Origin of the sequence: Rhodococcus sp. ACT016 (assembly GCF_050477185.1) — a bacterium.
In the GTDB taxonomy this organism is placed as follows: domain Bacteria; phylum Actinomycetota; class Actinomycetes; order Mycobacteriales; family Mycobacteriaceae; genus Prescottella.
Map to the genome: position 1 here is coordinate 441,766 of NZ_JBEAET010000001.1, position 24,387 is coordinate 466,152.

Sequence of the window (24,387 nt, forward strand, 5' to 3'; positions counted from 1 at the left end):
CTAGTTCGTCGTCGCGGGCGCGGCGCTGATCGTCCCTGATCTCCGGGCGGTTCGCGCCGTCGCCCGCCAGGCGAGCACGGCGCCGGCGAGTGCCGCGGCGGCGAAGACGAACACCAGGCGCTGCGCCGAGCGGAGTTCGGATCCACCGAGATTCACGAGGACGCCGGCCAGCGCCGTCCCGAACGCGTTCGCGATGAGCTGGACGGTGTTGACGCCGGCCGCGGCGCGGGGACCTTCGCCCGGTGACGCAGAAGTCATCGCCGCCACCGACAGGTGCGGCCAGGCGATCCCGATGCCCGCACCCGCCAGCCCGAGCCCGACTGCCCAGGCCGCGATGCGGGCGCTGCCGGCGTCGCCCGACAACAGGAGCGTCGTCGACGCCAGCCCGACACCGACCAGGAGTGGGCCGCCGAGCAGAATGCGTCGGACCGTCGCCGGTGCGGCGGCCGAGGCGCTCGAGATCTCGCCGAGTGTCCATCCGAGAGCCAGTGCGGCACCGAGGAATCCGGCCGCGAGTGGTGCGAGCCCGGCCAGTTGTTGCCCGAACAGCGGCACGAATGCCTCGACGGTCGACACCGCGGCGAGCACCGCGATGGTGAGATAGATCCACCGCAGCGGCGAGGGGCCGAACGTCGAGCGCGGCAGCACACTGGACGGACCGCGCCGGTCGACCGCGACGAACCACACCACCAGCGCGACGGCCGCAGCCACGGCCAGCGCACTCACCGTGGGCGCCTCCACGATTCCGCCGACCGCGACGACGAGCGTGGCGGTGGTCAGCAGCACGAGCGACCGAACGGGCATCGGTTCCGGCGTGGTGGCCGACCCTGATTGCCGCGGCAGCGCGATCGGGACGAGTGCCGCGACCACCGCGGTGCACCCGAGCAACGTCACGAATGCGCCTCGCCACGAGCCGAATTGGGCGAACAGTCCGCCCACGGCCGGTCCGACGAACGTGCCGACACCCCACATCGTCGACACCAGCGCCGAGGCGCGGGTCCAGAGTCGGCTGGGCAGGGCGGTGTTGATCACCGCGTAGCCCAGTCCGGCCAGCAGCCCGCCGCCGAGTCCCTGCATTCCGCGTCCGACGAGCATCACCGCCATCGTCGGACCGACCGCGCACACCGCGGTGCCGCCGGCGAACACGGTGAGCCCGATCAGGTAGGCCCCCCGCGGTCCACGGGAATCCAGCACGCGACCGACCGTCATCGACGAGATCACCGACCCGATCAGGAAGACCGTCGACGCCCACGCGTAGTAGCGCAGCCCGCCGATGTCCTCGATCGCGCTCGGTAGCAGGCTGCTCGTGAGATAGACGTTGGTCGCGTACAGCGCCTCCCCGCCGGCTAGCACGGTGACGACACCGAGATGACGCCCGCTGAGGAGATCGCGCCACGTGCCGGTATTCGTCCGTTCGGGGCTCTGAATGTGGTCGAACGTAGAAGCTCGAGCGCACTCGAGGTCAAGGCTAGGGCGCCGTGACTGTGCTCGTTGTCACAGTGGGTGGTGTTGCGAGTGGCGGTGAGCGGCGAAAGCCGAGGTCGGCGCGTCGGGCGGTCCGCGCGGGATGGTCCGCGGGCGCGGCGGCGAAGCGCATCGGAAGAGAATCCTGGACGGTCGGGAATTGAATCGATCCCAGGCATGTTCCATGAGCCAGTAAGACTCAACTTTGAAGGAGCTGCGAATGCCGGCATTCTTCGGGCCCGAGGGGCCCGGGCGCATCGATATCACCCGTCTCATGAGCAACGACACTCAACAGCTCATGGCGGAGGCCGCACAGTTCGCGGCCGGCCGGGGTGACACGGGCCTGGACGCACTGCACATCCTGCACGTGGCCGCGGTCAAGGACCCGGTGCGCGACATGGTCAAGCGAGTGGGTGGGGACCCGGAGGCGATCTCGAGGGACGCGGAGGCGCACCTGCCCCGCGGTCGGGAAGCCGTCTCGATCTCTCCGACGGTCACGGCCGCCGGTCGACGGGCGTTGCTCGACGCGCACCAGATCGCACGCGCACTCGGGTCGACGTACATCGATCCCGAGCACATCTTCCTGTCGCTGGTCTCCAACGGCGAATCGACCACGGGACGCATCCTCGCGTCCGCGGGTGTCACCCCCGAGTCGATGCAGTCCGCGGTGAACGCGAGTTCTGCGGAACCGCAGCAGGAATCGGCCACCCCGACGCTCGATAAGTACGGCACCGACCTGACCGAACGCGCTCGCTCCGGCGGCGTCGACCCGGTCATCGGCCGCAGCGTCGAGATCGAGCAAGCCATCGAGATCCTCGCCCGCCGGACGAAGAACAACCCGGTGCTGGTGGGTGAGGCCGGCGTCGGCAAGACCGCCGTCGTCGAGGGTCTGGCGCAGCGCATCGTGGACGGCGACGTCCCGGAGGTTTTGGCGGACAAGAAGATCGTCCAGCTGGACCTGGCCGGAATGCTGTCCGGAACCCGTTACCGCGGCGACTTCGAGGAGCGCCTGACCAAGGCGGTCGACGAGATCGTCGCACAGAACGGTCGATTGATCGTTTTCATCGACGAGCTCCACACGATCGTCGGTGCGGGCGCCGGCGGCGAGGGCGCGATGGATGCCGGAAACATCCTCAAGCCCAAGCTGGCCCGCGGTGATCTGCGGATCGTCGGCGCGACCACGCTCGACGAGTACCGCAAGCACATCGAGAAGGACCCGGCGCTCGAGCGGCGGTTCCAGCCGGTGACGGTCGACGAGCCGAGCCAGGACGACGCCAAGGAGATTCTGTCGGGCCTGCGCGAGCGGTACGAGGACCATCACCGCGTCCGGTACACCGACGAGGCGATCTCGGCGGCGGTCGAACTGTCGTCGCGTTACATCGCCGACCGGTACCTGCCGGACAAGGCGATCGACCTGATCGACCAGGCCGGCGCGCGAAAGCGCCTGCAGCTCGGCGCATCCACCCCGGATGCCAAGGCGCTGCAGCAGCGGATCGCGCGGCTCGAGAAGTCCAAGGAAGACGCTGTGTCCGCGGAGCAGTACGAGCGCGCGTCGCAGCTGCGAGACGAGATCACCGGCGTCGAGCAGCGGCTCGCGGAGGTCCGCGACGGTGAACCCGCGGCGGTGGAGACACCGTCGGTGACCGCCGAGGACATCGCCGAGGTGGTCGCCCGGGCGACCGGCATCCCGGCCAGCCAGATGACGCAGAAGGAGAAGGAGCGCCTGCGTCGATTGGAGGACGAACTGCACCAGCGGGTCGTCGGCCAGGAGGATGCGGTCAAGGCGATCGCACGGGCGGTGCGCCGCAGCCGGACCGGCATGGGCGATCCACGTCGGCCCGTCGGCAGCTTCCTGTTCCTCGGACCGACCGGTGTCGGCAAGACCGAGCTGGCGAAGGCGTTGGCACAGTCGCTGTTCGGTGACGAGAGCAAGATGCTGCGGCTCGACATGAGCGAGTTCGGTGAGCGGCACACCGCGAGCCGGCTGGTCGGGGCGCCTCCGGGCTACGTCGGCTACGGCGAGGCCGGTCAGCTCACCGAGCAGGTGCGACGCCACCCGTACTCGGTGATCCTGCTCGACGAGATCGAGAAGGCGCACCCGGACGTGTTCAACGTGCTGCTGCAGGTGCTCGACGACGGACGGCTGACCGACGGTCAGGGCCGGACGGTGGACTTCAAGAACACCGTGCTGATCATGACCAGCAACCTCGGCTCGGACATCATCTCGAGCAAGGGCGGTGCGCTGGGCTTCAACACCGGTGACGCCGCGGCGGCCGAGAAGCCGTTGCGCGACAGGGTGATGGGCCGACTGCGGGAGTCGTTCCGGCCGGAGTTCCTCAACCGGATCGACGAGATCGTGATCTTCCGCAAGCTCGAGGCCGACCAGCTGCACCGGATCGCCGATCTGTTGCTGAGCGAGAGCCGGGACCGGCTGCGGGCCAAGGACATCGATATCGAGTTCACTCCCGATGCGGTGGACTGGATCGCCGAGCACGGGCACCAGCCCGAGTTCGGGGCGCGACCGCTGCGCAGGACCATCGCTCGTGAGGTCGACGACCGGATCGCCGATCTGTTGCTGGACGACGTCCTCGACGCCGGCGGACGGATCACCGTCCAGGTGACCGACGACGAGCTGGACCTCGTCGTCAGCTGACCCCGCTGATACGAAGGGCGGGGCAGGCGAAAGTGATTCGCCTGCCCCGCCCTTCGTCGTATCCGTGTGTGTCAGCGCACCCGGAGCCCGTCGATGAAGATCGACGTGATCTCTCGCGCGAAGTCGGCGTTGGACCTCGTCTGCGAGGCGCGGAACCACCTGCTCGTCAGCCACACCGAATCGCGCATCAGCTGGTAGAAGGTGGTGGCGTCGACGTCCGAGCGAAGATCGCCGGCCTCTTGTGCTTCGGTGATGCACTGCATCCATAAACCTGCCGCGAAGTCACCCTTGTCGTCGAGGCTCGCCTCGAGCATCTTGTCGCGCATGTAGTCCGTCTCCACCTGCCAGATCGCGGTGGCGTGGCGATGGTTCTCGGCGGCGTCGATCGCGACGAGCACGAGGGCCTCGAGTCGCTCGATGGGCGGCAGCTTCTCGGTGATCACCTGGGAGCAGCGTTCGTACAGTTCGTCGACGTAGACCCGGATGATCTCGGTGACGATGGCGTCCTTGGACGGGAAGTAGTGGTAGAGCGTGCCTGAGTAGACGCCGCACGCGTCGGCGATCTCGCGGACGGTGGTCGCCGAGATCCCCTTGGTCGCGAATATCTCGCCGGAACGATCGAGAATCTGGCGCCGTCGTTCCTGCGGATCCATTTCGGACTTCCCCCTGTACCTGGGTCGATTCGGTGGCGCCTCATGCTACCCGCGCCTGTTCGGCGGCCGCGGGCCCTGGCAAGGCAATCCTACATTGATTGAGCGTTTGCTCAATCTGGTGTCTTGGATCACAATGGTCCGCGACTTGTGGCCGAGACAGCAGAAGCAGGAGCAGGAATGGGTGTACTCGAGTGCGACGTCGCGCTGGTGACGGGCGCCGGCCAGGGGATCGGGCGGGGAATCGCCTTGGCCCTGGCGGCCGAGGGGGCGCGCGTCGCGGTGGTCGGACGGACCTTGTCGAAGGTCGTCGATACCGCCGACGAGATCGTCCGCCGGGGCGGCGAGGCTGTCGCGCTCCAGTGTGATGTGACCGATCCCGAGCAGATCGACACGGTGGTCGCGGATGTCGTGGCGAAGTGCGGAAGCCTGTCGATCCTGGTGAACAATGCGCAGACGCCCGCGCACGGGACTCTCCTCTCCGTCAGCGAGGAGGACTACCAAGGCAGTATGAACTCGGGCCCGCTCGCGACACTGCGGCTCATGCGGGCCTGCCATCCGCATCTGAAGGGGCGCGGGTCGATCGTCAACCTCGGCTCCGCAGCCGGCATGAAGTGGGACCCGACGGGAACCGGTGCGTACGCGGCCGCCAAGGAGGCTGTGCGGGTGCTGACACGCACGGCGGCATGCGAGTGGGGTGCGGACGGGATCCGCGTCAACGCGATCCTGCCGTTGGCGTCCTCCCCGCTGATGGACGGGTGGGCCGAGCTGAATCCCGAGGCGTACGAGGAGTACCTGAGGACCGTGCCGCTGGGCCGCCTGGGGGACGCGGAGACGGACATCGGCCCGACCGTGGTGTTCCTCTGCAGCCCCGCGGCGCGGTACATCACCGGCCATTCGCTTCCGGTCGACGGAGGCCAGGCTTTCCTGAGGTAATCCTCGTCCGAATACTTTACCGCTCAACGGAAATGGGGCAGGAATAGCACCAGGCCTACTCGTAGGCTCGGCGAAACAGTTTCAACGGAAGGATCGCGCAATGCAGCCGGTCGAATGTGGATCGTGCGGTAACCGGGTTCTGGTCGAGAAGTACAGCCCGACGCACACCAGCACTCAGTGGCTCGAGGACGCGGAAACCTCGTGCGCCGAGTTCCGGGAACAGGCCACCAACGGGGTGCACAGCATGTACGTGCGCACGTGCGGCGCGCTGACCAAGAGCATCGACGAGGCCGTCGCCGACGGGGATATCGCGGAGTCGCACCGCACCGTGCCCGTGTCGGGCTCCACCGAGGAAGTGCGCTCGTACGCCTAGTCACCGGAACGAAACGCTGTGTAGTTCCCGATTTTTCATGCTGCCCGCACAAAGCGGGCAGGCACACACATCACTGGAGGAGGCAAGATGACCGAGATCGCCGACGACGTCGAGGTCCGGGAGATCGAGGCGGGTAGCAACCCCGACCGCTTCGCGCGTGGCTGGCACTGCATCGGCCGTGCGGAGGACTTCCGTGACGGAAAGCCGCACCAGGTCAAGATCTTCGGCACCGACCTGGTCGTGTTCGAGGACAGCAAGGGCGAGCTCCAGGTGCTCGACGCGTTCTGCCGTCACATGGGTGGCAACCTCGCGATGGGCGAGATCAAGGGCGACACCATCGCCTGCCCGTTCCACGACTGGCGCTGGAACGGCAAGGGCAAGTGCACCGACATCCCCTACGCTCGCCGCGTTCCCCCGGTCGCCAAGACCAAGGCGTGGATCAAGCTCGAGCGCAACGGCTTGTTCTTCGTCTACAACGACCCGCAGGGCAACCCGCCGCCGGCCGAGGTCACGATCCCGCAGATCGAGGGCTACGACGAGGGTGGCTGGAGCGACTGGAGCTGGAACACCTACGTCGTCGAGGGCTCGCACTGCCGCGAGATCGTCGACAACGTGGTGGACATGGCGCACTTCTTCTACGTGCACTTCCAGATCCCGACCTACTTCAAGAACGTCTTCGAGGGTCACGTCGCGACCCAGGTGATGCGCTCGGGCGGTCGTGACGACATCCAGACCGGCGTCCAGCTGGGTATGGCCGAGGCCGAGACGATCTCGGACGCGTCGTACTTCGGTCCGTCCTTCATGCTCGACACCGTCTACACGGTTGCGGGCGACGTGAAGGTCGAGACCAAGCTGGCGAACTGCCACTACCCGATCACGAACAACTCGTTCGTGCTGCAGTGGGGCACCATCGTCAAGCGGACCGAGGGTCTGTCGGACGAGGACGCCAAGGCGATGGCAGAGCAGTTCACCGAGGGTGTCGAACACCAGTTCAAGCAGGACATCGCGATCTGGAACCACAAGAGCCGGATCGAGAACCCGCTGCTGACGGAAGAGGACGGCCCGGTCTACCAGCTGCGTCGCTGGTACCAGCAGTTCTACGTGGACGTCGAGGATGTCACCGAGGACATGACCAAGCGCTTCGAGTTCGAGGTCGACACGACCCGCGCTCAGCAGAACTGGCGTGACGTCGTCGCGGACAATGTCGCAAATGGCGTCAAGCCCGTCGAGCTGGTCGCGGACGTCTAAGTCCTTCGGCTGCAACGACTGTGCCCCCTGTCAACCTGATCGGCAGGGGGCGCAGTCGTTTTCGTGTGATGCTGGGGAGGGGAGCAGAAGAGGGTGGGCCCGCCGGTCGGCGGGCCCACCCTCTTCTCGGTATCGGGGTGTCAGGCCGGAATCGGACGCCGAGCGCGGCTGCTGGTCATGTGCCGCCACGTCGCCAGCGCGGCCATCCGCACCGGGGCGACGAGAGCCGAGCTGTTCATGCCCTTGGTCGGTCCGCACACGGAGATCGCGCCGACGGTGTTCTTGCCGTCACCGATCGCGGCGGCGACACACGAGACACCCACCGTCGTCTCGTCCCGGTCGTGGGCGATGCTCTGCTCGCGGATACGGGCGAGCTCGACACGCAGCCGGGCCGGGTCGCAGATCGAGTTCTGGGTCGGGCCGACGACGGGTTCGGGAAGAATGGTCTCGGCATCCACGCGTGAGTTCGCGAGCAGCGCCTTGCCGATGGCGGTGCGGTATGCGGGTTGGCGCCCACCCACCCGGGAGGGGACCGACATCGTGAACCGGCCACCGAGCTTTTCGAGGTAGAGCACGTCGGTGCCGTCGAGCACCGCGAGGTGCACGACCAGGCCGGTGGCGTTGTGGAGCTCGTGCAGAACTGGGAGGGCCGCCTGGTGCACACGATCGTGGTGCTGGGCCAGGGATCCGAGCTCGAGCATCTTCATGCCGAGTTCGTAGGCGTGCCCGTGGCGACGGATCCAGCCGATCCGGACCAACTGCAGCAGCATTCGGTGAGTGGACGACCGGGGGAACCCGGTCCGGCGTGACAGCTCCGACAGCGTCAGTCGCTCGGCCTCCCTGAACGCGTCCAGCAGGATCGCGACGCGGTCGATGACTGCGATCGGTGAGCTTGCTTCTGTCGTCGTCATGACCTTTCGAACCTCCGTTGAGTGCGTCGTTTGCGATCCTATTGAGCAAGCGTTCAATCAAGTGGTGAGACTGTATCAGTGTGAGCAGCGTCGCTCCACTGCCCCCGACGATTCGTCGCAGCGCGAGTGTCAGGTCAGGGAAGCGACGAGATCGGGGACTGCGGCACCCGAGCCATCGACGACGTCGACGGCGTTCGCCGATGGGGGTGAGGACGTGCCCGTCGTATGCCTCTTGGCCGTCTGTCTGCGATGAGAAAAGTCGCGGACGCGGTCCGTGTGGCGGCCGTTACATGGCGGTGTCGGGGGAACCGTGCAAGAGGGTTGAGTTCAGATGAGCAATGCGGACCGATCGACGAATGGTCCGTGGCAGCGGCCATTTTGCGATCGAGATCGCCGACTCGACGTCGCGGCGGCGCGGCGGCGCGGCCGATTCGTGAGGCTCGTCGGACCTGCGTCTTTCGATTCGGAGTGACCTTTCCGCTCATCGGGAAGCGATGAGGGTGAGTCGCGTCTCACCTCCTAATGTGCTTCCGGTCACTGTTGGACATGCGACTGGAATGTAGGTAGGGAAATGTCAGTCTCCGTCTCTCAGGGCGACGCAGCTCCGGTTCGGGGCGCCGGTGATTCCGGCGGTTCGACCGGGTACTGGATCCGGGTCCTGTTGATCCTCGTTCTGCTCACCGAGCAGGCGGCACTGGCGTTCGCTCTCTTCACCCCGGCTTTGCCGAAGATCGCCGCGAAGTACGAGACGACGCAGGTCGTCTGGGTCATGACGGCCCTCGTGCTCGCCGCCGCGATCGCATCGCCGATCCTCGGCAAGCTGGCCGACGTCTACGGTAAGAAGCGGATCCTGGTGATCACCGCGGCCATCGCGAGCCTGGGTGCGCTCATCTCCGCGGTCGCGCCGACGTTCCCGATCCTGCTGGTGGGCCGGTTCCTGTCGGGTGTCGGCTTCGCCTTCACCGCGCTCGGGTACTCGCTGATCCGGGACATCTTCCCGGCGCGCCTGCAGCCGATGTCGATTTCCATCGCGAACACGGGCGTCGGTGTGGTCACCGTGCTGGCGCCGCTGATCTCGGGATACATGCTCGACCACACGGGCGTCTCGTCGGTGTTCTGGTTCTCCTTCGCGCTGTGCGCAGTGGGTGGCCTGCTCACTCAGTTCTTCGTTCCCGAGACACCGGTTCGTGCAAAGGTTTCCGTCGACTGGCTGGGCGCCTTCCTGCTCACCGTCGCGCTGTTCACGGTGATGCTCGCACTGTCGCTCGGCGCCGGCTGGGGCTGGTTGAGCGGCAAGACCGTCGGCACGCTGGCCGTCACCGTGATCTTCGCGGTCGCGTGGGTCGTGTGGGAGCGCCGCTGCCCCGAACCGCTGATCAGCATCGATGTGCTGGCCAGCCGCAAGGTCGGTATCACGCTGCTCGCCGGCGGTATCGCCTACGGCGCAACGACGCTCACCGCAACGCTGATCCCGATGCTGCTGCAGACGCCCAAGGAGGCCGCCGAATACGGCTTCGGTCTGTCGGTGACCGACATGGCGCTGTGGATGCTGCCCGGCGGCATGCTGATCGTTCTGGGTGGCGTGTTCGTCGGCGCCACGTCGAAGCGAATCGGCTTCCGTCAGCACCTGATCGGTGGCTCCGTCCTGATCGCCGCGGGCGCCGCGATTCTGGCGACGACTCCCGACCAGGCATGGCAGGTCATCTTCGCGTACGGCCTGATCGGCTTCGGCTCGATGATCTATGCCGCCATCCCGAACCTGGTCATGATGGCGCTGCCCGAGGATCAGCGCGCGATCGGCGCCAACTTCACTGGACTGTCGCAGTCGATGTTCGGCGGCATGCTGTCCTCGGTGGGCTTCGCGCTGCTGGCGCAGCACGTTCTCGCGGTCGGCCCGGCCGGCCCGGTCTACTCCTCGGACGGATTCTTCGTCGCCTTCATGGTGGCCGCCGGCGCCGCTCTGCTCGGCGCGATCCTGGCCTTCGGCATCACCGTCGGACGCCGCCGCGAGGGCTAGTCACACAATCACATTCGACGCCTCGGGCCTGCACCGTGATCACGGTGCAGGCCCGAGGCGTCGAGGACCGATCGGCAACGATCCGCAGTTGCTCCCTACTCCGGACCGTGGTCGTGGGCGTGGTCGTCCTCCAAGCCACGTTGGTGCACATGGGGATGCGTGTGCGTGTGTCCGTCATGGGTGTGCTCATGTTCGTGCTCGGTGTGTTCGTGCACGTGGTCGGTATGCCCGTGCGTATGAGTGACGCCGCCGTGACTGTGTTCGTGGGTGTGTCGTTCGGGGTGCGCGTGTGGTGTGCCCGTCATGACAGGTCCTACTCGTCGGCTTACATGCGGAAGCGGAACACGATAACGGTAGCCGCCGCCGCACCGGGATCCTGCCGAATCGGCCGACTCGTTTGACGATCCCATCGCAACAGCGTTGCCGCGATCGCATTCATGGGACGAGGATCCACCCGGCAATCTCGACATTCGTCGACGGGGTGACCTCTGCACCCGCCCGCGAAAGAGGTGTTTGACCTGTGCGTTTGCTGTCTCGTATCGTTGCGCGAGCGGTGATCCGTGGAATCCGGTGAAAGTCCGGAACGGTCGCGCCACTGTGAGCATTCTCTGTGAGTGTGAGTCAGGGCTCGGACGCCGCTGCTTTCCGTCGGTCGAGGGGCGCGCAATCCCCTCCTGGGTAAGGAGTGCTCGTGGCTACGTGGACGGTCGTCGGTGTCGGATTCGCCGGGCGCGCGCCAGGGTTGCTCGGTGACCGTGCGATCGCACCGGGTGCCCAGAAGTCGGTCGTGGCGGCATGAGCGCGGTCACTCGGCTCACCCTGATCACACACGCGTTCACGGATGCCATGCAGGCCGCCCGATTCCCGACCGACGAACCTCTCAACCTGCTCGGGTCGAGGGCCGTCGCGAAGGTCGACGGACTGCCCGGCATCGAACCGAGTTGCGTCTACCAGGCGCCGGAGGCACGAACCGTGCAGACTGCCCGTGCGCTGGGGCTGACCGGCGTCACCGAGCCCGCGCTGCGCGACCTGGACTGCGGCGCCTGGGCCGGCCAAGCGATGGACGCGGTCGCCCCCGACCAACTCATGGCGTGGCTGACCGACCCCGGCGAACGCTCGCACGGCGGCGAGGCGGTCACCGATCTCGTCGACCGTGTCGGCACGTGGATGGCTGCCCTACGCGGCCGCGGCGAGCGAATCGCCGCCGTCACCCACCCCGCTGTCGTGCGCGCAGTCGTGTTGTGCACATTGAACGCTCCTGCCGAAGCGTTCTGGCGCATCGACATTCCTCCGTTGACGGCCACCACCGTGCATCACCGCGCCCCGGGTTGGACACTGCGCACCACTGCACACAGCCTCATCGCCTGAGGGTCCATCTCGTCGTGCACGGGTCACGTGTGGCGGGTGCCGTCGACCTACCCGCCACACGTGGTGGGGGCTTCCTGTCAGGCAGACAGACCTGCAACCGAGCCCGCAACTTGTGCAACCGAGCCGCCGAATGCGACCACGCCTGCGAGCATGGTGCCGACGCCGGAGAGCAGGTTGCCGAAATCGCCCATTGCGGTGAAGACGGCGACGATCTGATCGAATTCCATGTGGTGTCCTTCGTTTCGAGTGCCACTGGTGCTGTACGAGCCGTCGGCGATACATCCACTTCGCGTTCGCCAGACTGCACCATAGAAGGGGTGGGACCGGCACCTCTCAGCATTCAAACGTGAGGTTCGCCACATCGCGGCGGGGCGGGTGCCGATCGAGCTGTCCGTGGCCATTCGCGGTCCAAAAGCCTTGTGGCATCAAAACTCCACTGACGGCTTCGCATATCGGTGACTAGCGTCGCAGAATCTCTATTAGACTGGCGGGCGCAGTTGGTTCGCCGGCTCGACCATTTGGAGCCCCGAAGGTCGTCGGTCGGCGTCGAAGTGCCGCGAGGCACGAAGAGGGAACCCGGTGAAAGTCCGGGACTGTCCCGCAGCGGTTAGCAGGAACGACCGTCGTCACCAGCGCTGGGCCAGAACCAGTTCGAGCCCGGAAGCGACGGCCAGTAGGTTCCACGTCGGACGACGTGGGCGCTTGCGAGTCCGAAGACCTGCCCACTGTGCCGGATGCGCCGCATCCGGCGGTGTGCCGCCTCGAGGATTGGGTGTGCGTACCCTCGTGGCATCACGATGCGCGGTCAGCGCGCGATTCAGGGGCTTCGGGGGTGGGCGCAGCCGTGGGCGGCCTCTCGGATCGATCGGAAAGACCCACGAATCACCATGAGTACCAATCACATGCGCACTCCCGACGCCGGCGCCCGGGTGAACACCGCGTCCCTCGCCGAACTGGACCCCGAGGTCGCTACCGCGATGGCGGGTGAGTTGTCGCGTCAGCGTGACACCCTGGAGATGATCGCGTCGGAGAACTTCGTTCCCCGCGCGGTGCTCGAGGCCCAGGGCAGCGTGCTGACCAACAAGTACGCCGAGGGTTACCCGGGTCGCCGCTACTACGGCGGCTGCGAGTACGTCGACGTGGTCGAGGATCTGGCCCGTAACCGCGCGAAGGAGGTCTTCGGCGCCGAGTTCGCGAACGTGCAGCCGCACGCGGGTGCGCAGGCCAACGCCGCGGTGCTGATGGCGCTGATGAACCCGGGCGAGAAGCTGATGGGCATGGACCTCGCCCACGGCGGGCACCTCACGCACGGGATGAAGCTGAACTTCTCGGGCAAGCTGTACGAGGTCGCCTCGTACGGTGTCCGGGAGGACACCCATGTGGTCGACATGGACCAGGTGCGTGAGACCGCGCTGCGGGAGCGCCCGCAGGTGCTGATCGCCGGCTGGTCGGCGTACCCGCGTCACCTCGATTTCGCGGCGTTCCGGTCGATCGCCGACGAGATCGGCGCGAAGTTGTGGGTCGACATGGCGCACTTCGCCGGTCTGGTGGCCGCGGGTCTGCACCCGTCGCCGGTGCCGCACGCGGACGTTGTCTCCACCACGGTCCACAAGACGCTCGGTGGCCCGCGTTCGGGCATGATCCTGGCGAAGCAGGAGTGGGCGAAGAAGCTGAACTCGTCGGTGTTCCCGGGCCAGCAGGGTGGGCCGCTGATGCACGCGATCGCCGCGAAGGCCGTGGCGATGAAGATCGCCGGTACCGCGGAGTTCAAGGCCCGTCAGGAACGCACGCTCGCCGGGGCGCGGATCCTGGCCGAGCGGCTCGGCGGCGCGGACGTCGCCGGCAACGGCATCTCCGTGCTCACCGGTGGCACGGACGTGCATCTGGTGTTGGTGGATCTGCGGCATTCGCAGCTCGACGGTCAGCAGGGTGAGGATCTGCTGCACGAGATCGGGATCACGGTCAACCGCAATGCGGTGCCGTTCGATCCGCGTCCGCCGATGAACCCGTCGGGTCTGCGGATCGGTACGCCGGCGCTGGCCACGCGTGGTTTCGGGGACGCGGAGTTCACCGAGGTCGCGGACATCATCGCGACCGCCCTCGCCCAGGGTGCCGGCGCGGACGTGCCGGCGTTGCGTGCGCGGGTGTCGAAGCTGGCGCAGGACTTCCCGCTGTACGACGGGCTGGAGAACTGGGGCCTGCTGCCCAAGGCCTGACCCTGGCCCGGCCCCACACGACGGCCCGCACCCCTCGGGGTGCTGGCCGTCGGCCGGGGCCCGGCCCCGAATCACTCACCAAGGGAACTGAATTGATCAGAGAGAAGACGACTCCCGATGCCGTTCGGGGACGCAGTAGCGCGGGTTGGGTGACCCGGACCCCTTCGATCGTGGACCGTATCCGTTCGTCCGGCAGTGGTCGGATTCCGTTCTCGGTCGAGTTCTCGCCGCCCCGCGACGAGGCCGCCGAGGCGCGGCTGTGGCGCGCCGTCCGAGCGTTCGAGCGGCTGGATCCGGCGTTCGTGTCGATGACGTACGGCGCGGGCGGGTCGACGCGGGATCGGACGGTTCGGGTGACCGGTCAGATTGCGGAGGAGACCACGCTGCTGCCGGTCGCGCATCTCACGGCCGTCGGCCACAGCATCGACGAACTCCGTGCGATGTGCGGTGCCTACGCGGACCGCGGGATCTCCAACGTCCTGGTGTTGCGTGGAGATCCGCCCGGGGACCCGTTGGGGGAGTGGGTCAAGCATCCCGACGGCGTCGAATACGCGGAAGAGCTCGTGCGGCTCGTGCGCGATATGGGCGACTTCCACGTCGGTGTCGCGTCATTCCCGGAGGGGCACTACCGGGCGCCGGATCTCGAGCACGACACCAAGTACCTGGTGCAGAAGCTGCGTGCGGGCGCCGAGTACTCCATCACCCAGATGTTCTTCGATGTCGAGGACTATCTGCGGTTGCGGGATCGGGTGGTGGCGTACGACTCGGAGCAGGGTGCGAAGCCGATCATTCCGGAGGTCATGCCGATCACGTCGTTGCGGTCGGCGCGGCGCAGTCTCGAGTTGTCGGGTTCGCGTCTGCCGGTCGAGCTCGAGGAGCGGTTGCGTCGTGCCGCGGGTGACGGTCCGGAGGAGGATCGGGCGGCGGTGCGCGAGATCGGGATCGAGGTCGCGACGGAGATGGCGGAGCGGCTGATTGCCGAGGGTGCGCCGTGCCTGCATTTCATCACCCTGAACTTCGCGCGCGCGACCAGTGAGGTCCTCACCAACCTGGGCTACGTCACCCGAGCGGCGTAGCCGCACCGTCCCGGGAAGGATTTCGCATGACCCGCATCGGAGTGATCAGCCACTGCGCCGGACCGCGCAGCTCGCGCGAGGAACTGCGTGACACCATCGAACTGGCCTGCCGCGCCGAAGAACTGGGGTTCGACTCGTTCTGGATCGCCCAGCATCATTTCGGAGTGCAACGGGGGCACTCGCCGTCCCCTCTCGTGCTGCTCGCTGCGGTCGCCGAGCGGACCGAGCGCATCCGACTGGGCACTGCCGTCGTGGTGGCCTCGCTCGAGGATCCGATCCGGCTGGCCGAGGACGCGACGACGGTGGACGCGCTCAGCGGCGGACGGCTCGAACTGGGGCTCGGCGCCGGCGCCGACCCGGCGACCGCCCGCCGCTTCGGCAGGGACCACGACACGCGCCGCGACGATCTGCGGCGGACGGTCGAGACCCTGATCGAACTGTTCGAGGGTGGGCGGATCGTGCCCGACGGGTGTGGACTTCGCGACCGGATCTGGCTCGGGACCGCGTCGAGATCCGGGATGGAGCTGGCCGCCGAACTGGGGGCGGGGGTGCTCTCCGGCCGCAGTTCGTCGCCCCAGGGTCCCGACGACGCGGTCTCGGCGCGAATGCTGGCCGAATACACGCGGCGTGCCACGAATCCGCGGGTCGGGCTGTCCCGCCCGGTGGTCTGCACCGACGACACCGCATCTGCGCGGGTGCTGCTCGAGGGGGGAGTGACCGACTGGGTGGACAGGGGTGTCCGGACCGGACGCTTCCCCGAAGGGTTCAGTGCCACCGACTATCTGGACCGCGGTCACGTCTATCACGGATCGGCCGAGACGATTGCCGCCGGCCTCCGGGACGACGCCGGCCTTCCGTTCGCCACCGATCTGCTGTGCCATGTCCAACCGGTCCACCTCACAGCGGCACAGTGGGAACCGATCCTCGAGCGGGTGGCCACGCGGTTGCGTCCGCTACTGGCCCAGCGTCAGGATGCGGTCACACACTGATTCCAGCGCGCGGTCGTCGTGACTGACCATCACGACGGCCGTGCCGGAGTCGGCGAGATCTCGCAGCGCCTCCAGGACCTGCCGGCCCACCGTCGGGTCGAGTGCCGCGGTGGGCTCGTCGGCCAGCACCAGCCGGGCGCCGGACACGAGTGCCCGGGCGAGCGCGACCCGTTGGCACTGGCCACCGGACAGGGCGGACGGCCGGGCCTGCAGGGGCACCGTTTCGAGCCCGAGTCGGTGCAGCGCCGACGTCGCGGCGGCGCGGCCTCGCGCGCCCCGCAACCGGACCGGCTCCACGACCGATTTCCAGATGGGCCAGCGTGGATCGAGGCTGCCCACCGCGTCCTGAAACACCAACTGGACCGACCCGGATGCGGGGGCGGGCGCACCCGACCACGTGACGGTGCCGCTGCCGGCCCTCTCCAGTCCCGCCAGGATCCGGAGCAGGGTGCTCTTGCCCGATCCGGAAGGTCCGCGGATACCGAGGATCTCGCCGCGACGAACCTGCAGCGAGGTCGTCGGCACCACCTGCCTGGTGCCGTAACGGTGGCCGACGGCTTCGACGTCCAGGACGACCTCGCCGACGGGTGCCGTCCCCGGCGCGTCGACGAGCGGATCGTGGGCGCGGATCAGCGCGAGCGTGTACGGATCGCGAGGCGCCGTGAGAATGCGCTCCGCGTCGCCGTGCTCGACGATTCTGCCGTCCTGCAGGACGTAGATGCGGTCGGCGAACTTCGCCACGAGCGGTAGGTCGTGGCTGACGATCAACAGGCTCCGGGACTCCGCGACCAGTCGGGTCAGCACCGTCTCGGCGGTGCCGGTGTCCAGCGCGGACGTGGGTTCGTCGGCCACCACGAGCGCCGGCCCGAGCGCCGTCGCCGCGGCGATGCCCGCGCGCTGCTGCATTCCACCGGACCACGTGTGGGGCCAATCCCGAACCCGCCGTGCGCTGTCCGCGACGTCGAGTGCCGCGAGCCGCTGCGCTGCCGCGCCGCGCGGGACCGGGCGCGACTTCGACCGCCAGGCCTCCTCGATGTTCGCACCGATTCTCATGAGCGGATCGAGCCCGCCGTAGGCGTCCTGCGCGACGTATCCCACTCGGCTGCCGCGGATCTCGCGCAGTTGCGCCTCGGATGCGGTGGTGACGTCGCACCCGTCGATGCGAATCGAGCCGTCCACCGACGCGTCCGCCGGAAGCAATCCGAGCAGGGCCTTGATCAGGGTGCTCTTGCCGCACCCGCTCTCCCCGATGACGGCGACGGTCTCGCCGGGGTTGACCGCGAGAGACACCGAGCGAAGCGCGCGGCGGCCGTCGGAGTACGTGACCGTGAGATCGGATACCGCCGTCACCGCCTCTTCCGACAGCACTGTGGTCTGGGCGGTCATCGTCGTCCCTTCACTGCGCGGAGCCGATGGAGTCCGTCGGCGATCAGGTTGGCCGCGGTCGTCGTCATCAGGATTGCGGTGGCCGGAACCAGCAGCAACCACGGCGCGGCCGTGAGGAACTTGCGGGCGTCGCCGAGCATCGCGCCGAGTTCGGCGTCGGGTTGCTGGACACCCAACCCGAGGAAGGACAATCCCGCCAGCGAGACCACGATCCCGCCGAGGCGGAGGGTCGCCACGACGGACAGTCGGGGGACCACCGCGGGCACGATGTGGCGCAACGCAATTCCCATCGTGCCGATCCCCGACAGTCGGGCCGCGGTGATGTAGGGGCGGTGCGCGAGGTCCATCGTGAGCGAGCGGGACAGTCGCGCATCGGCAGCCCACGACGACACGATCAGTGCGAGTAGGAGATTCGTGTATCCCGGACCGAGGAGGCCGACGATCGCCAGCGCGAGCACGAGGCTGGGAACGGCGAGGAGAACGTCGATCATGCGTCCGAGTAGCGAATCGACCCAGCGTGGCGACAATCCCGCGAGCACCCCCACCACGAGGCTCACCGTCATCGAACCGGCGAGCACGAGCAGCGCGGAGAGCAGCGACCGTCGCAGCCCGACGACCAGTCGCGCCGCCTGATCCCGGCCGTACTGGTCTGTGCCCAGCCAGTGTTCGGCGCTGGGTGGGCGCAACTTGGCGGCATAGTCGGGCAGGTTCGGGTCCGTGCCGATCACGAACGGTCCCGCCGCCGCGATCACCGTCACGGCCGCTGCGAGAACGATCCCGATGAGCAGGGCCCGGTCCCGCGACCAGGAGACCCGTGCTCGCGCGCGCATCAGCATTCCGATCGGTTTCCCGTCGATCGAAGTCGCGGATCGATCAACGCTGCGGCGCCGTCCGCGGCCAGATTGACACCGACGTAGACAACGGTTGCGAGCATCGCGAACGCCTGGACGACGGGAAGATCCCGGGTGGCGACCGACGACACGACATAGGCGCCGACACCTGGCCACGTGAAGACGGTTTCGACGATCGCGGCGCCACCGAGGACCGCGCCGGCGCCGACTGCCACCGCGTGCAGGTAGGTCGGCATGCTGTGCGGCAGGGCGTGCCGCAGCAGTGCGCGCCGCGTGGTGGCGCCGCGGCTGCGTGCGACGTCGACGACGGAACTGTCCATCACCTCGACCAGGCTCGATCGCAGCAGCCGTGACCACGTGTCGAACAGTCCGAAGGCCAGGCACAGTGCCGGCATCGCGACCATCGACCAGGATCCGTCGAGCACAACCTTGCCGATGCCCATGTCGATGACCACCACCTGGATCAGCACCAGTCCGACGACGAAACCGGGCGTCGACGCCGAGATCAGCGCGATTGCCCGGGCCACGGAATCCGGCCAGCGATCGCGGTACCGGGCCGCCACGAGACCGAGAGCGAGCGAGAGCGCGACGGCCAGGACCAGTGCGGCGGTCGCGAGGCGCAGTGTCGGACCGAGCCTTTCGGCGAACTCGGTGGTGACCGGCCGGCCGGTGACGTACGACAGCCCGAAATCGAGGCGCACGACGCCGGCCAGCCAGTGGAGATACTGCTGCGGCAGTGACAGATCCAGACCCAACTGCTCGCGCATCGCGGACAGCTGTTCGTCGGTGGGCTCCGGGATGCCCTGCGCGCCCAGAGTCAGTCGCGCAGGGTCACCCGGGGCCAGCGGAAGCAGCATCCAGATGAGGAGGCTCGCTCCCCACGCCGCCGCGGCGGCCTGGATCAGTCGTCTGCCGGCCGCTCGGGACGTGGCCTTCACGCCCCGGTGTCGTACCGGATGTGTCGGCGCACGTTGGACACGTCGTACCCGGACCACTCGTCCGACGTCACCACCGTGAAGTACTTGAACGTGCCCGCGACCACGTACGCCTGCTCGGCGACGAGGATCTCCTGCGCGCGCTCGAGCAGTGCGTTTCGCTCGTCCTCGTCGAAAGTGCTGCGCAGCTTCTCGCCGATCGCATCGATCTCGGGGTTGGACAGACCCTGCGCGTTCGACGATCCGCCGGTGGTCCACCGGACCAGGTACGGCTGGATGGGGTCCGCGGTCCCGGACAGCGAACCGCTCAGGGCGATCGACGAATCCCAGCCGGCCGGATTCTCCTTGACCGCAGCGGAATCCTCGGCCACGTCGATCTTCAGCTCGAACCCGGCCTTGGCGACCTGGTCCTGGATGCCGATCGCGACGTCCGTGGTCTCCGGACCCTGTGCCTGCGTGACGAATCGCACGGTGAGTCGCTGCCCGTCCTTGGTGCGGATGCCGTCGGAACCGACGACCCAGCCCGCCTTGTCGAGGGTCGACTTGGCGGCCTCGAGGTCGAACTTCTGATTGTCGAGCGCGTACGGAAGACCCTCGGGGTACAGGCCCTCGGCGGCGTCGAACGAGCCGTTGCCGATGTTGTCGGCCACGCCCTGGTAGTCGATCGCCTGGGTGAAGGCCTTGCGCACGTCGAGATCGGTGAAGACGCCCTCCTTCAGGTTCATCTCGATCAGCAACGACTGCAGCGCCTTCGGCGAATTCTTCACCGCGACACCCGGGCGTCCCTCGAGCGCGAGTCGCGCGCCCGTGGACGGATAGAACGCCATGTCGGCTTCGCCGCTCTCCACGCCGGCGATGCGCGCCTGCTCGTCGGGCACGACATCGACGCTGATTCCGCTCAGCGCGGGGGTGCCCTGCCAGTACGCGTCGTAGCGGACGAGCTCGAGATCCGTGGGCGTCCACTGAGTGATGGCGTACGGCCCGGTGTAGGCACCCGATCCGACGATCTTCGCGGAATCGCCGGCCGCGGCGTCGATCGCCTCGACGTCGTAGATCTGCAGCGAGTTGTCGCGCGCCGCCAGACCCGCCGGAACCATCGCGTTGGGCTTCGGTGTGCGCAGCACCACCCTGTCGCCTTCGACGACGGCCTGGGTGCCCGACTCCAGGTACACCCGTGCGGCCTTGGACTTCTCGATCTGGCGGGTCAGCGCGGCGGCCACCGCCTGCGCGGTGACCGGCTTGCCGTTCTGGAAGGTCTGTCCGTCGCGAAGGGTGATCACCCACGTCAGGTCATCGCGCCGTTCGACGTTCTCGGCGAGCCAGGGCGTGATTTGCCCGTCCTCCTCGACCTGCAGCAGGTTCTCGGCGACACCCCAGTCGAACAACCAGTTGGTCCCGGTCGCGGCCGGATCGAGCCCGGCGATCTTGTACGAGTTGTAGATCGTCAGATGGTCGTCCGAGATGCCGTCGCTGGTGCCCGATGCACCCGACGAGCATCCCGTGACTGCGAGGGCCGCAGCGACGGTGAGGACACCGGCACGCAGCAGTGAACGCCGCCCCTGAAGGGCGGTAGATATCGAACTATTCATTTCCATCCTCGTGGCTGTCTTGGCTCGACGCAGGTGTCCTGGCTCCCGGATCGGCACTCGCCCCCGGCCTTCCAACCCGGTGGGGTCGTGGCCGAGCGTTGGGGGTTCGCTCCTCGGTGACAGTTGCGGGACAGCCCCGGATTCTCACCGGTGTTCCCTGCGTCGAGTGGCACAGTACAAGACGAATCCGGACAACCAGGACCCGACGACACGAGGTTGGGGATCAGGATTCGACGACGACCAGGAGATCTCCACCTTCGACCTGCTGCGGACCGCGCAGGGCGACCCGAGTAACCCGTCCGCTGGTCGGCGCGGTGATCGAGGCTTCCATCTTCATCGCCTCGATCGTCGCGACGGTGTCGCCGGCTTCGACCCTGTCGCCCTCGGACACCGAGATCGACACCGTTCCCGCAAACGGGGCGGCGACATGACCGGGGTTGTTCTTGTCGGCCTTCTCGGCTGCCGGGACCTCGCTCGCGATGGAGCGGTCGCGCACCGACACCGGCCGCAGTTGGCCGTTGAGGATGCACATGACGGTGCGGTAGCCGCGCTCGTCGGACTCGGAGATGGCCTCGAGGCCGATGAGCAGTTCGACACCCTTGCCGATCTGGACGCGGTGTTCCTCGCCGCGGCGCAGGCCGTAGAAGAACTGGTTGGCCGACAGTCGCGAAAGATCGCCGTAGCGCTCGCGGCTCTCCTCGAACTCTCGGGTGGGGCCGGGGAACAGAAGTCGGCTCAGGGTTGCACGACGTTCCGTGGACGCCCCGTCGAGCAGTTTTTCGTCCGCGTCCGAGAGGCCGACTTCGGCGCTAGCGGCGTCTCGACCCTGGAGTGCCTTGCTGCGGAACGGCTCCGGCCAACCGCCGGCCGGGGTACCGAGTTCGCCGCGCAGGAAGCCGATGACGGAGTCGGGGATGTCGAATCGCCCCGGATCCGCGGCGAACTCGTCGACCGACACTCCGGCCCCGACGAGATGCAGTGCGAGGTCGCCGACGACCTTGGACGACGGGGTGACCTTGATGAGTCGGCCCAGGAGACGATCCGCTCCCGCGTAGGCTGCCTCGACCTCCTCGAAGCGGTCACCGAGGCCGAGGGCGATGGCCTGCTGGCGCAGGTTCGACAACTGGCCGCCGGGGATCTCGTGCGAGTAGACGCGTCCGGTCGGGGCCGGGATGCCGGATTCGAACGGGGCGTACACCTTTCGCAGTGCCTCCCAGTACGGTTCGAGGTCGCACACGGCCTGCAGGTCGATGCCGGTGTCGTATTCGCTGTGCGCAGCGGCGGCGACGATGGCCGAGAGCGCGGGCTGACTGGTGGTGCCCGCGAGTGGTGCGGCGGCGCCGTCGACGGCGTCGGCGCCGGCGTGCCAGGCGGCGAGGTAGGTGGCGAGCTGGCCACCGGGGGTGTCGTGGGTGTGCACGTGCACCGGCAGGTCGAAGTTGCTGCGCAGCGCGGACACCAGCTTGGCGGCGGCGGGGGCGCGGAGCAGTCCGGCCATGTCCTTGATCGCGAGGATGTGCGCGCCGGCGTCGACGATCTCCTCGGCCAGGCGCAGGTAGTAGTCGAGGGTGTAGAGGGTTTCGTTCGGGTTCGCGAGGTCGCCGGTGTAGGACAGCGCGACCTCGGCGATGGTGGTGCCGGTCTCGCGGACGGCCTCGATCGCGGGGCGCATCTGGTCGACGTTGTTGAGGGCGTCGAAGATCCGGAAGATATCAACACCAGTTGCCGTGGCTTCATCTATGAACGCGCGGGTCACCTTCTCGGGGTACGGGGTGTAGCCGACGGTGTTGCGGCCGCGCAGCAGCATCTGCAGGTTGATGTTCGGCACGGCCTCACGCAGCGCCGCCAGGCGCTCCCACGGGTCTTCCTTGAGGAAGCGCAGTGCGACATCGTAGGTCGCGCCACCCCACGCCTCGATCGAGAGCAGCTCGGGGGTCATCCGGGCGACATAGGGTGCCACGGTGACGAGTCCGGAGGTTCGGACACGGGTGGCCAGCAGCGACTGGTGGGCGTCGCGGAAGGTGGTGTCGGTGACCGCCAACGCCTTCTGCTCGCGCAGCGCCTTCGCGAACCCGTCCGGTCCCAGTTCGAGGAGGCGGTCGCGCGAGCCCTTGGGCGGCGCCACGGACAGATCGATCTTCGGCAGCTTGTCGTGCGGATAGACCTTCGAGCGACGTTCTCCGTGCGGCTTGTTCACGGTGACATCGGCCAAGTACTCGAGGATGCGGGTACCCCGGTCCGCGGACCGTCGTGCGGTGAGCAGGTCCGGACGTTCTTCGATGAAGGAGGTGGTCACCTCGCCGGCGCGGAAGTCGGGGTCGTCCAGGACCGCTTGCAGGAACGGGATGTTCGTGGAGACGCCACGGATGCGGAACTCGGTCACCGCGCGGCGGGCACGCGCGACGGCGGCCTCGAGGTCGCGGCCACGGCAGGTGAGCTTGACGAGCATCGAGTCGAAATGGGCGCCGACCTCGGCGCCGAGGTTCGCGCCGCCGTCCAAGCGGACGCCCGCGCCGCCCGGGGTGCGGTAGGCGGTGATCCGGCCGGTGTCCGGGCGGAACCCGTTGGCCGGGTCCTCGGTGGTGATCCGGCACTGCAACGCCGCACCACGGATCGTGATCGCATCCTGCGACAGCCCGAGATCGGCCAGCGTCTCGCCGGAGGCGATCCGCAGCTGCGCCTGCACCAGGTCGACATCGGTGATCTCCTCGGTGACGGTGTGCTCCACCTGGATACGCGGGTTCATCTCGATGAACACGTGGTTACCGCGGGTGTCGAGGAGGAACTCGACCGTGCCCGCACACCGGTAGCCGATCTGCTTCGCGAACGCCACCGCGTCCGCGCAGATCCGATCCCGCAGCGCCGGATCGAGATTCGGGGCCGGCGCCAACTCGATCACCTTCTGGTGCCGACGCTGCACCGAGCAGTCCCGCTCGAACAGATGGATCACATTGCCCTCGCCGTCCGCGAGGATCTGCACCTCGATGTGCCGCGGATCGACCACCGCCTGCTCGAGGAACACCGTCGGATCACCGAACGCCGACTCCGCCTCCCGCGACGCCGCCTCGATCGACTCCCGCAACTGGCCGCGCTCGGCGACCCGCCGCATGCCGCGGCCACCACCACCGGCCACGGCCTTGACGAAGATCGGGAACTCCATGTCCTCGGCCGCCGCAAGCAACGCGTCGACGTCCGCGGACGGCTCCGACGACGCCAGCACCGGCAGCCCCGCCGCCTTCGCCGCCGCGATCGCCCGCGCCTTGTTCCCCGTCAACTCCAACACCTCGGCCGACGGGCCGACGAACGTGATGCCCCGCGCCTCGCACGCCGCCGCCAGATCCGGATTCTCCGACAGGAACCCGTACCCGGGGTAGATCGCGTCCGCACCGGCACGCTCGGCCGCCGAGACGATCTCCTCGACCGACAGATACGCGCGCACCGGATGACCGACCTCACCGATCTGGTAGGACTCGTCGGCCTTCAACCGGTGCACCGAGTTGCGGTCTTCGTACGGGAACACCGCAACCGTTCCGGCGCCCAGTTCGTAGGCGGCACGGAAGGCGCGGATCGCGATTTCGCCGCGGTTGGCGACGAGAACTTTGGTGAACATGACTGTGAACCTCACTGTCGGGTGATGCCGATTCGGCTTCGGCGCCAAGGCAACACAGCGACCCGCACCGAGATCTCGGCGCGGGTCGGGGTGATTCAGAAAGGGGAGCGCCCCG

General features: G+C 67.8%; 18 protein-coding genes and 2 riboswitches. Of the genes, 9 read left to right on the forward strand and 9 right to left on the reverse strand.

Annotated features, from left to right (window positions below):
• Window positions 1–1,428, reverse strand: coding sequence for an MFS transporter (locus ACQ5DX_RS02125; RefSeq protein WP_430335519.1), 1,428 nt, complete (start codon window positions 1,426–1,428; stop codon window positions 1–3).
• A 256-nt stretch (window positions 1,429–1,684) separates the two neighbouring features.
• Here ACQ5DX_RS02125 and ACQ5DX_RS02130 point away from each other — a divergent pair, with 256 nt between their 5' ends.
• Window positions 1,685–4,117, forward strand: coding sequence for an ATP-dependent Clp protease ATP-binding subunit (locus ACQ5DX_RS02130; RefSeq protein ID WP_430331044.1), 2,433 nt, complete (start codon window positions 1,685–1,687; stop codon window positions 4,115–4,117).
• Between the two features lie 71 nt (window positions 4,118–4,188).
• Here the strand turns inward: ACQ5DX_RS02130 and ACQ5DX_RS02135 are convergent, their stop codons facing one another.
• Window positions 4,189–4,770 (reverse strand): TetR/AcrR family transcriptional regulator, encoded by a 582-nt coding sequence (locus ACQ5DX_RS02135; RefSeq protein ID WP_430331045.1) that lies wholly within the window; start codon window positions 4,768–4,770, stop codon window positions 4,189–4,191.
• Between the two features lie 177 nt (window positions 4,771–4,947).
• On the opposite strand from ACQ5DX_RS02135, the gene ACQ5DX_RS02140 reads away from it, so the two are divergent.
• From ACQ5DX_RS02140 to ACQ5DX_RS02150, 3 genes are all read left to right on the forward strand, one after another.
• Window positions 4,948–5,703, forward strand: a complete 756-nt coding sequence (locus ACQ5DX_RS02140) for an SDR family NAD(P)-dependent oxidoreductase (RefSeq protein ID WP_430331046.1) — start codon at window positions 4,948–4,950, stop codon at window positions 5,701–5,703.
• Between the two features lie 100 nt (window positions 5,704–5,803).
• Window positions 5,804–6,076, forward strand: coding sequence for a hypothetical protein (locus tag ACQ5DX_RS02145; protein ID WP_430331047.1), 273 nt, complete (start codon window positions 5,804–5,806; stop codon window positions 6,074–6,076).
• A gap of 87 nt (window positions 6,077–6,163) precedes the next feature.
• On the forward strand, window positions 6,164–7,324 hold the full coding sequence (locus ACQ5DX_RS02150; protein WP_430331048.1) for a Rieske 2Fe-2S domain-containing protein: 1,161 nt from the start codon (window positions 6,164–6,166) through the stop codon (window positions 7,322–7,324).
• 140 nt (window positions 7,325–7,464) lie between these two features.
• Here the strand turns inward: ACQ5DX_RS02150 and ACQ5DX_RS02155 are convergent, their stop codons facing one another.
• Window positions 7,465–8,235 carry an IclR family transcriptional regulator gene (locus ACQ5DX_RS02155; RefSeq protein ID WP_430331049.1) on the reverse strand — a complete coding sequence of 257 codons (771 nt, stop codon included), beginning with the start codon at window positions 8,233–8,235 and terminating at the stop codon, window positions 7,465–7,467.
• 571 nt (window positions 8,236–8,806) lie between these two features.
• Here ACQ5DX_RS02155 and ACQ5DX_RS02160 point away from each other — a divergent pair.
• Together ACQ5DX_RS02160 and ACQ5DX_RS02165 are read left to right on the forward strand one after the other, a co-directional pair.
• Window positions 8,807–10,252 (forward strand): MFS transporter, encoded by a 1,446-nt coding sequence (locus tag ACQ5DX_RS02160; protein WP_430331050.1) that lies wholly within the window; start codon window positions 8,807–8,809, stop codon window positions 10,250–10,252.
• Between the two features lie 795 nt (window positions 10,253–11,047).
• Entirely contained in the window at window positions 11,048–11,620 is a 573-nt protein-coding gene (locus tag ACQ5DX_RS02165; protein ID WP_430331051.1) for a histidine phosphatase family protein, read from the forward strand.
• A 77-nt stretch (window positions 11,621–11,697) separates the two neighbouring features.
• On the opposite strand, the gene ACQ5DX_RS02170 is transcribed toward ACQ5DX_RS02165, so the two are convergent.
• Window positions 11,698–11,847, reverse strand: a complete 150-nt coding sequence (locus ACQ5DX_RS02170) for a hypothetical protein (RefSeq protein WP_430331052.1) — start codon at window positions 11,845–11,847, stop codon at window positions 11,698–11,700.
• 286 nt (window positions 11,848–12,133) lie between these two features.
• Window positions 12,134–12,360: riboswitch (cobalamin riboswitch) on the forward strand.
• Window positions 12,361–12,507: 147 nt separating this feature from the next.
• On the opposite strand from ACQ5DX_RS02170, the gene glyA reads away from it, so the two are divergent.
• From glyA to ACQ5DX_RS02185, 3 genes are all read left to right on the forward strand, one after another.
• On the forward strand, window positions 12,508–13,836 hold the full coding sequence (gene glyA / locus ACQ5DX_RS02175) for a serine hydroxymethyltransferase (protein WP_430331053.1): 1,329 nt from the start codon (window positions 12,508–12,510) through the stop codon (window positions 13,834–13,836).
• A 149-nt stretch (window positions 13,837–13,985) separates the two neighbouring features.
• Window positions 13,986–14,912, forward strand: a complete 927-nt coding sequence (gene metF, locus ACQ5DX_RS02180) for a methylenetetrahydrofolate reductase [NAD(P)H] (RefSeq protein ID WP_430331054.1) — start codon at window positions 13,986–13,988, stop codon at window positions 14,910–14,912.
• Window positions 14,913–14,938: 26 nt separating this feature from the next.
• Window positions 14,939–15,901, forward strand: coding sequence for an LLM class flavin-dependent oxidoreductase (locus tag ACQ5DX_RS02185; RefSeq protein ID WP_430331055.1), 963 nt, complete (start codon window positions 14,939–14,941; stop codon window positions 15,899–15,901).
• On the opposite strand, the gene ACQ5DX_RS02190 is transcribed toward ACQ5DX_RS02185, so the two are convergent.
• From ACQ5DX_RS02190 to ACQ5DX_RS02210, 5 genes are all read right to left on the reverse strand, one after another.
• Window positions 15,866–17,287 carry an ABC transporter ATP-binding protein gene (locus tag ACQ5DX_RS02190; protein WP_430331056.1) on the reverse strand — a complete coding sequence of 474 codons (1,422 nt, stop codon included), beginning with the start codon at window positions 17,285–17,287 and terminating at the stop codon, window positions 15,866–15,868. The genes ACQ5DX_RS02185 and ACQ5DX_RS02190 overlap by 36 nt on opposite strands.
• Window positions 17,284–18,117, reverse strand: coding sequence for an ABC transporter permease (locus ACQ5DX_RS02195; protein ID WP_430331057.1), 834 nt, complete (start codon window positions 18,115–18,117; stop codon window positions 17,284–17,286). The genes ACQ5DX_RS02190 and ACQ5DX_RS02195 overlap by 4 nt, the downstream gene beginning before the upstream one ends.
• A complete protein-coding gene (locus ACQ5DX_RS02200; RefSeq protein ID WP_430331058.1) occupies window positions 18,117–19,076 on the reverse strand; it encodes an ABC transporter permease in 960 nt (319 codons plus the stop codon). The genes ACQ5DX_RS02195 and ACQ5DX_RS02200 overlap by 1 nt, the downstream gene beginning before the upstream one ends.
• Window positions 19,073–20,668 carry an ABC transporter substrate-binding protein gene (locus tag ACQ5DX_RS02205; protein WP_430331059.1) on the reverse strand — a complete coding sequence of 532 codons (1,596 nt, stop codon included), beginning with the start codon at window positions 20,666–20,668 and terminating at the stop codon, window positions 19,073–19,075. Before ACQ5DX_RS02205 ends, ACQ5DX_RS02200 begins: the two co-directional genes overlap by 4 nt.
• 5 nt (window positions 20,669–20,673) lie before the next feature.
• Window positions 20,674–20,856, reverse strand: a riboswitch (cobalamin riboswitch).
• Between the two features lie 29 nt (window positions 20,857–20,885).
• Window positions 20,886–24,272, reverse strand: a complete 3,387-nt coding sequence (locus tag ACQ5DX_RS02210; RefSeq protein ID WP_430331060.1) for a pyruvate carboxylase — start codon at window positions 24,270–24,272, stop codon at window positions 20,886–20,888.
• Between the last annotated feature and the right edge of the window lie 115 nt (window positions 24,273–24,387).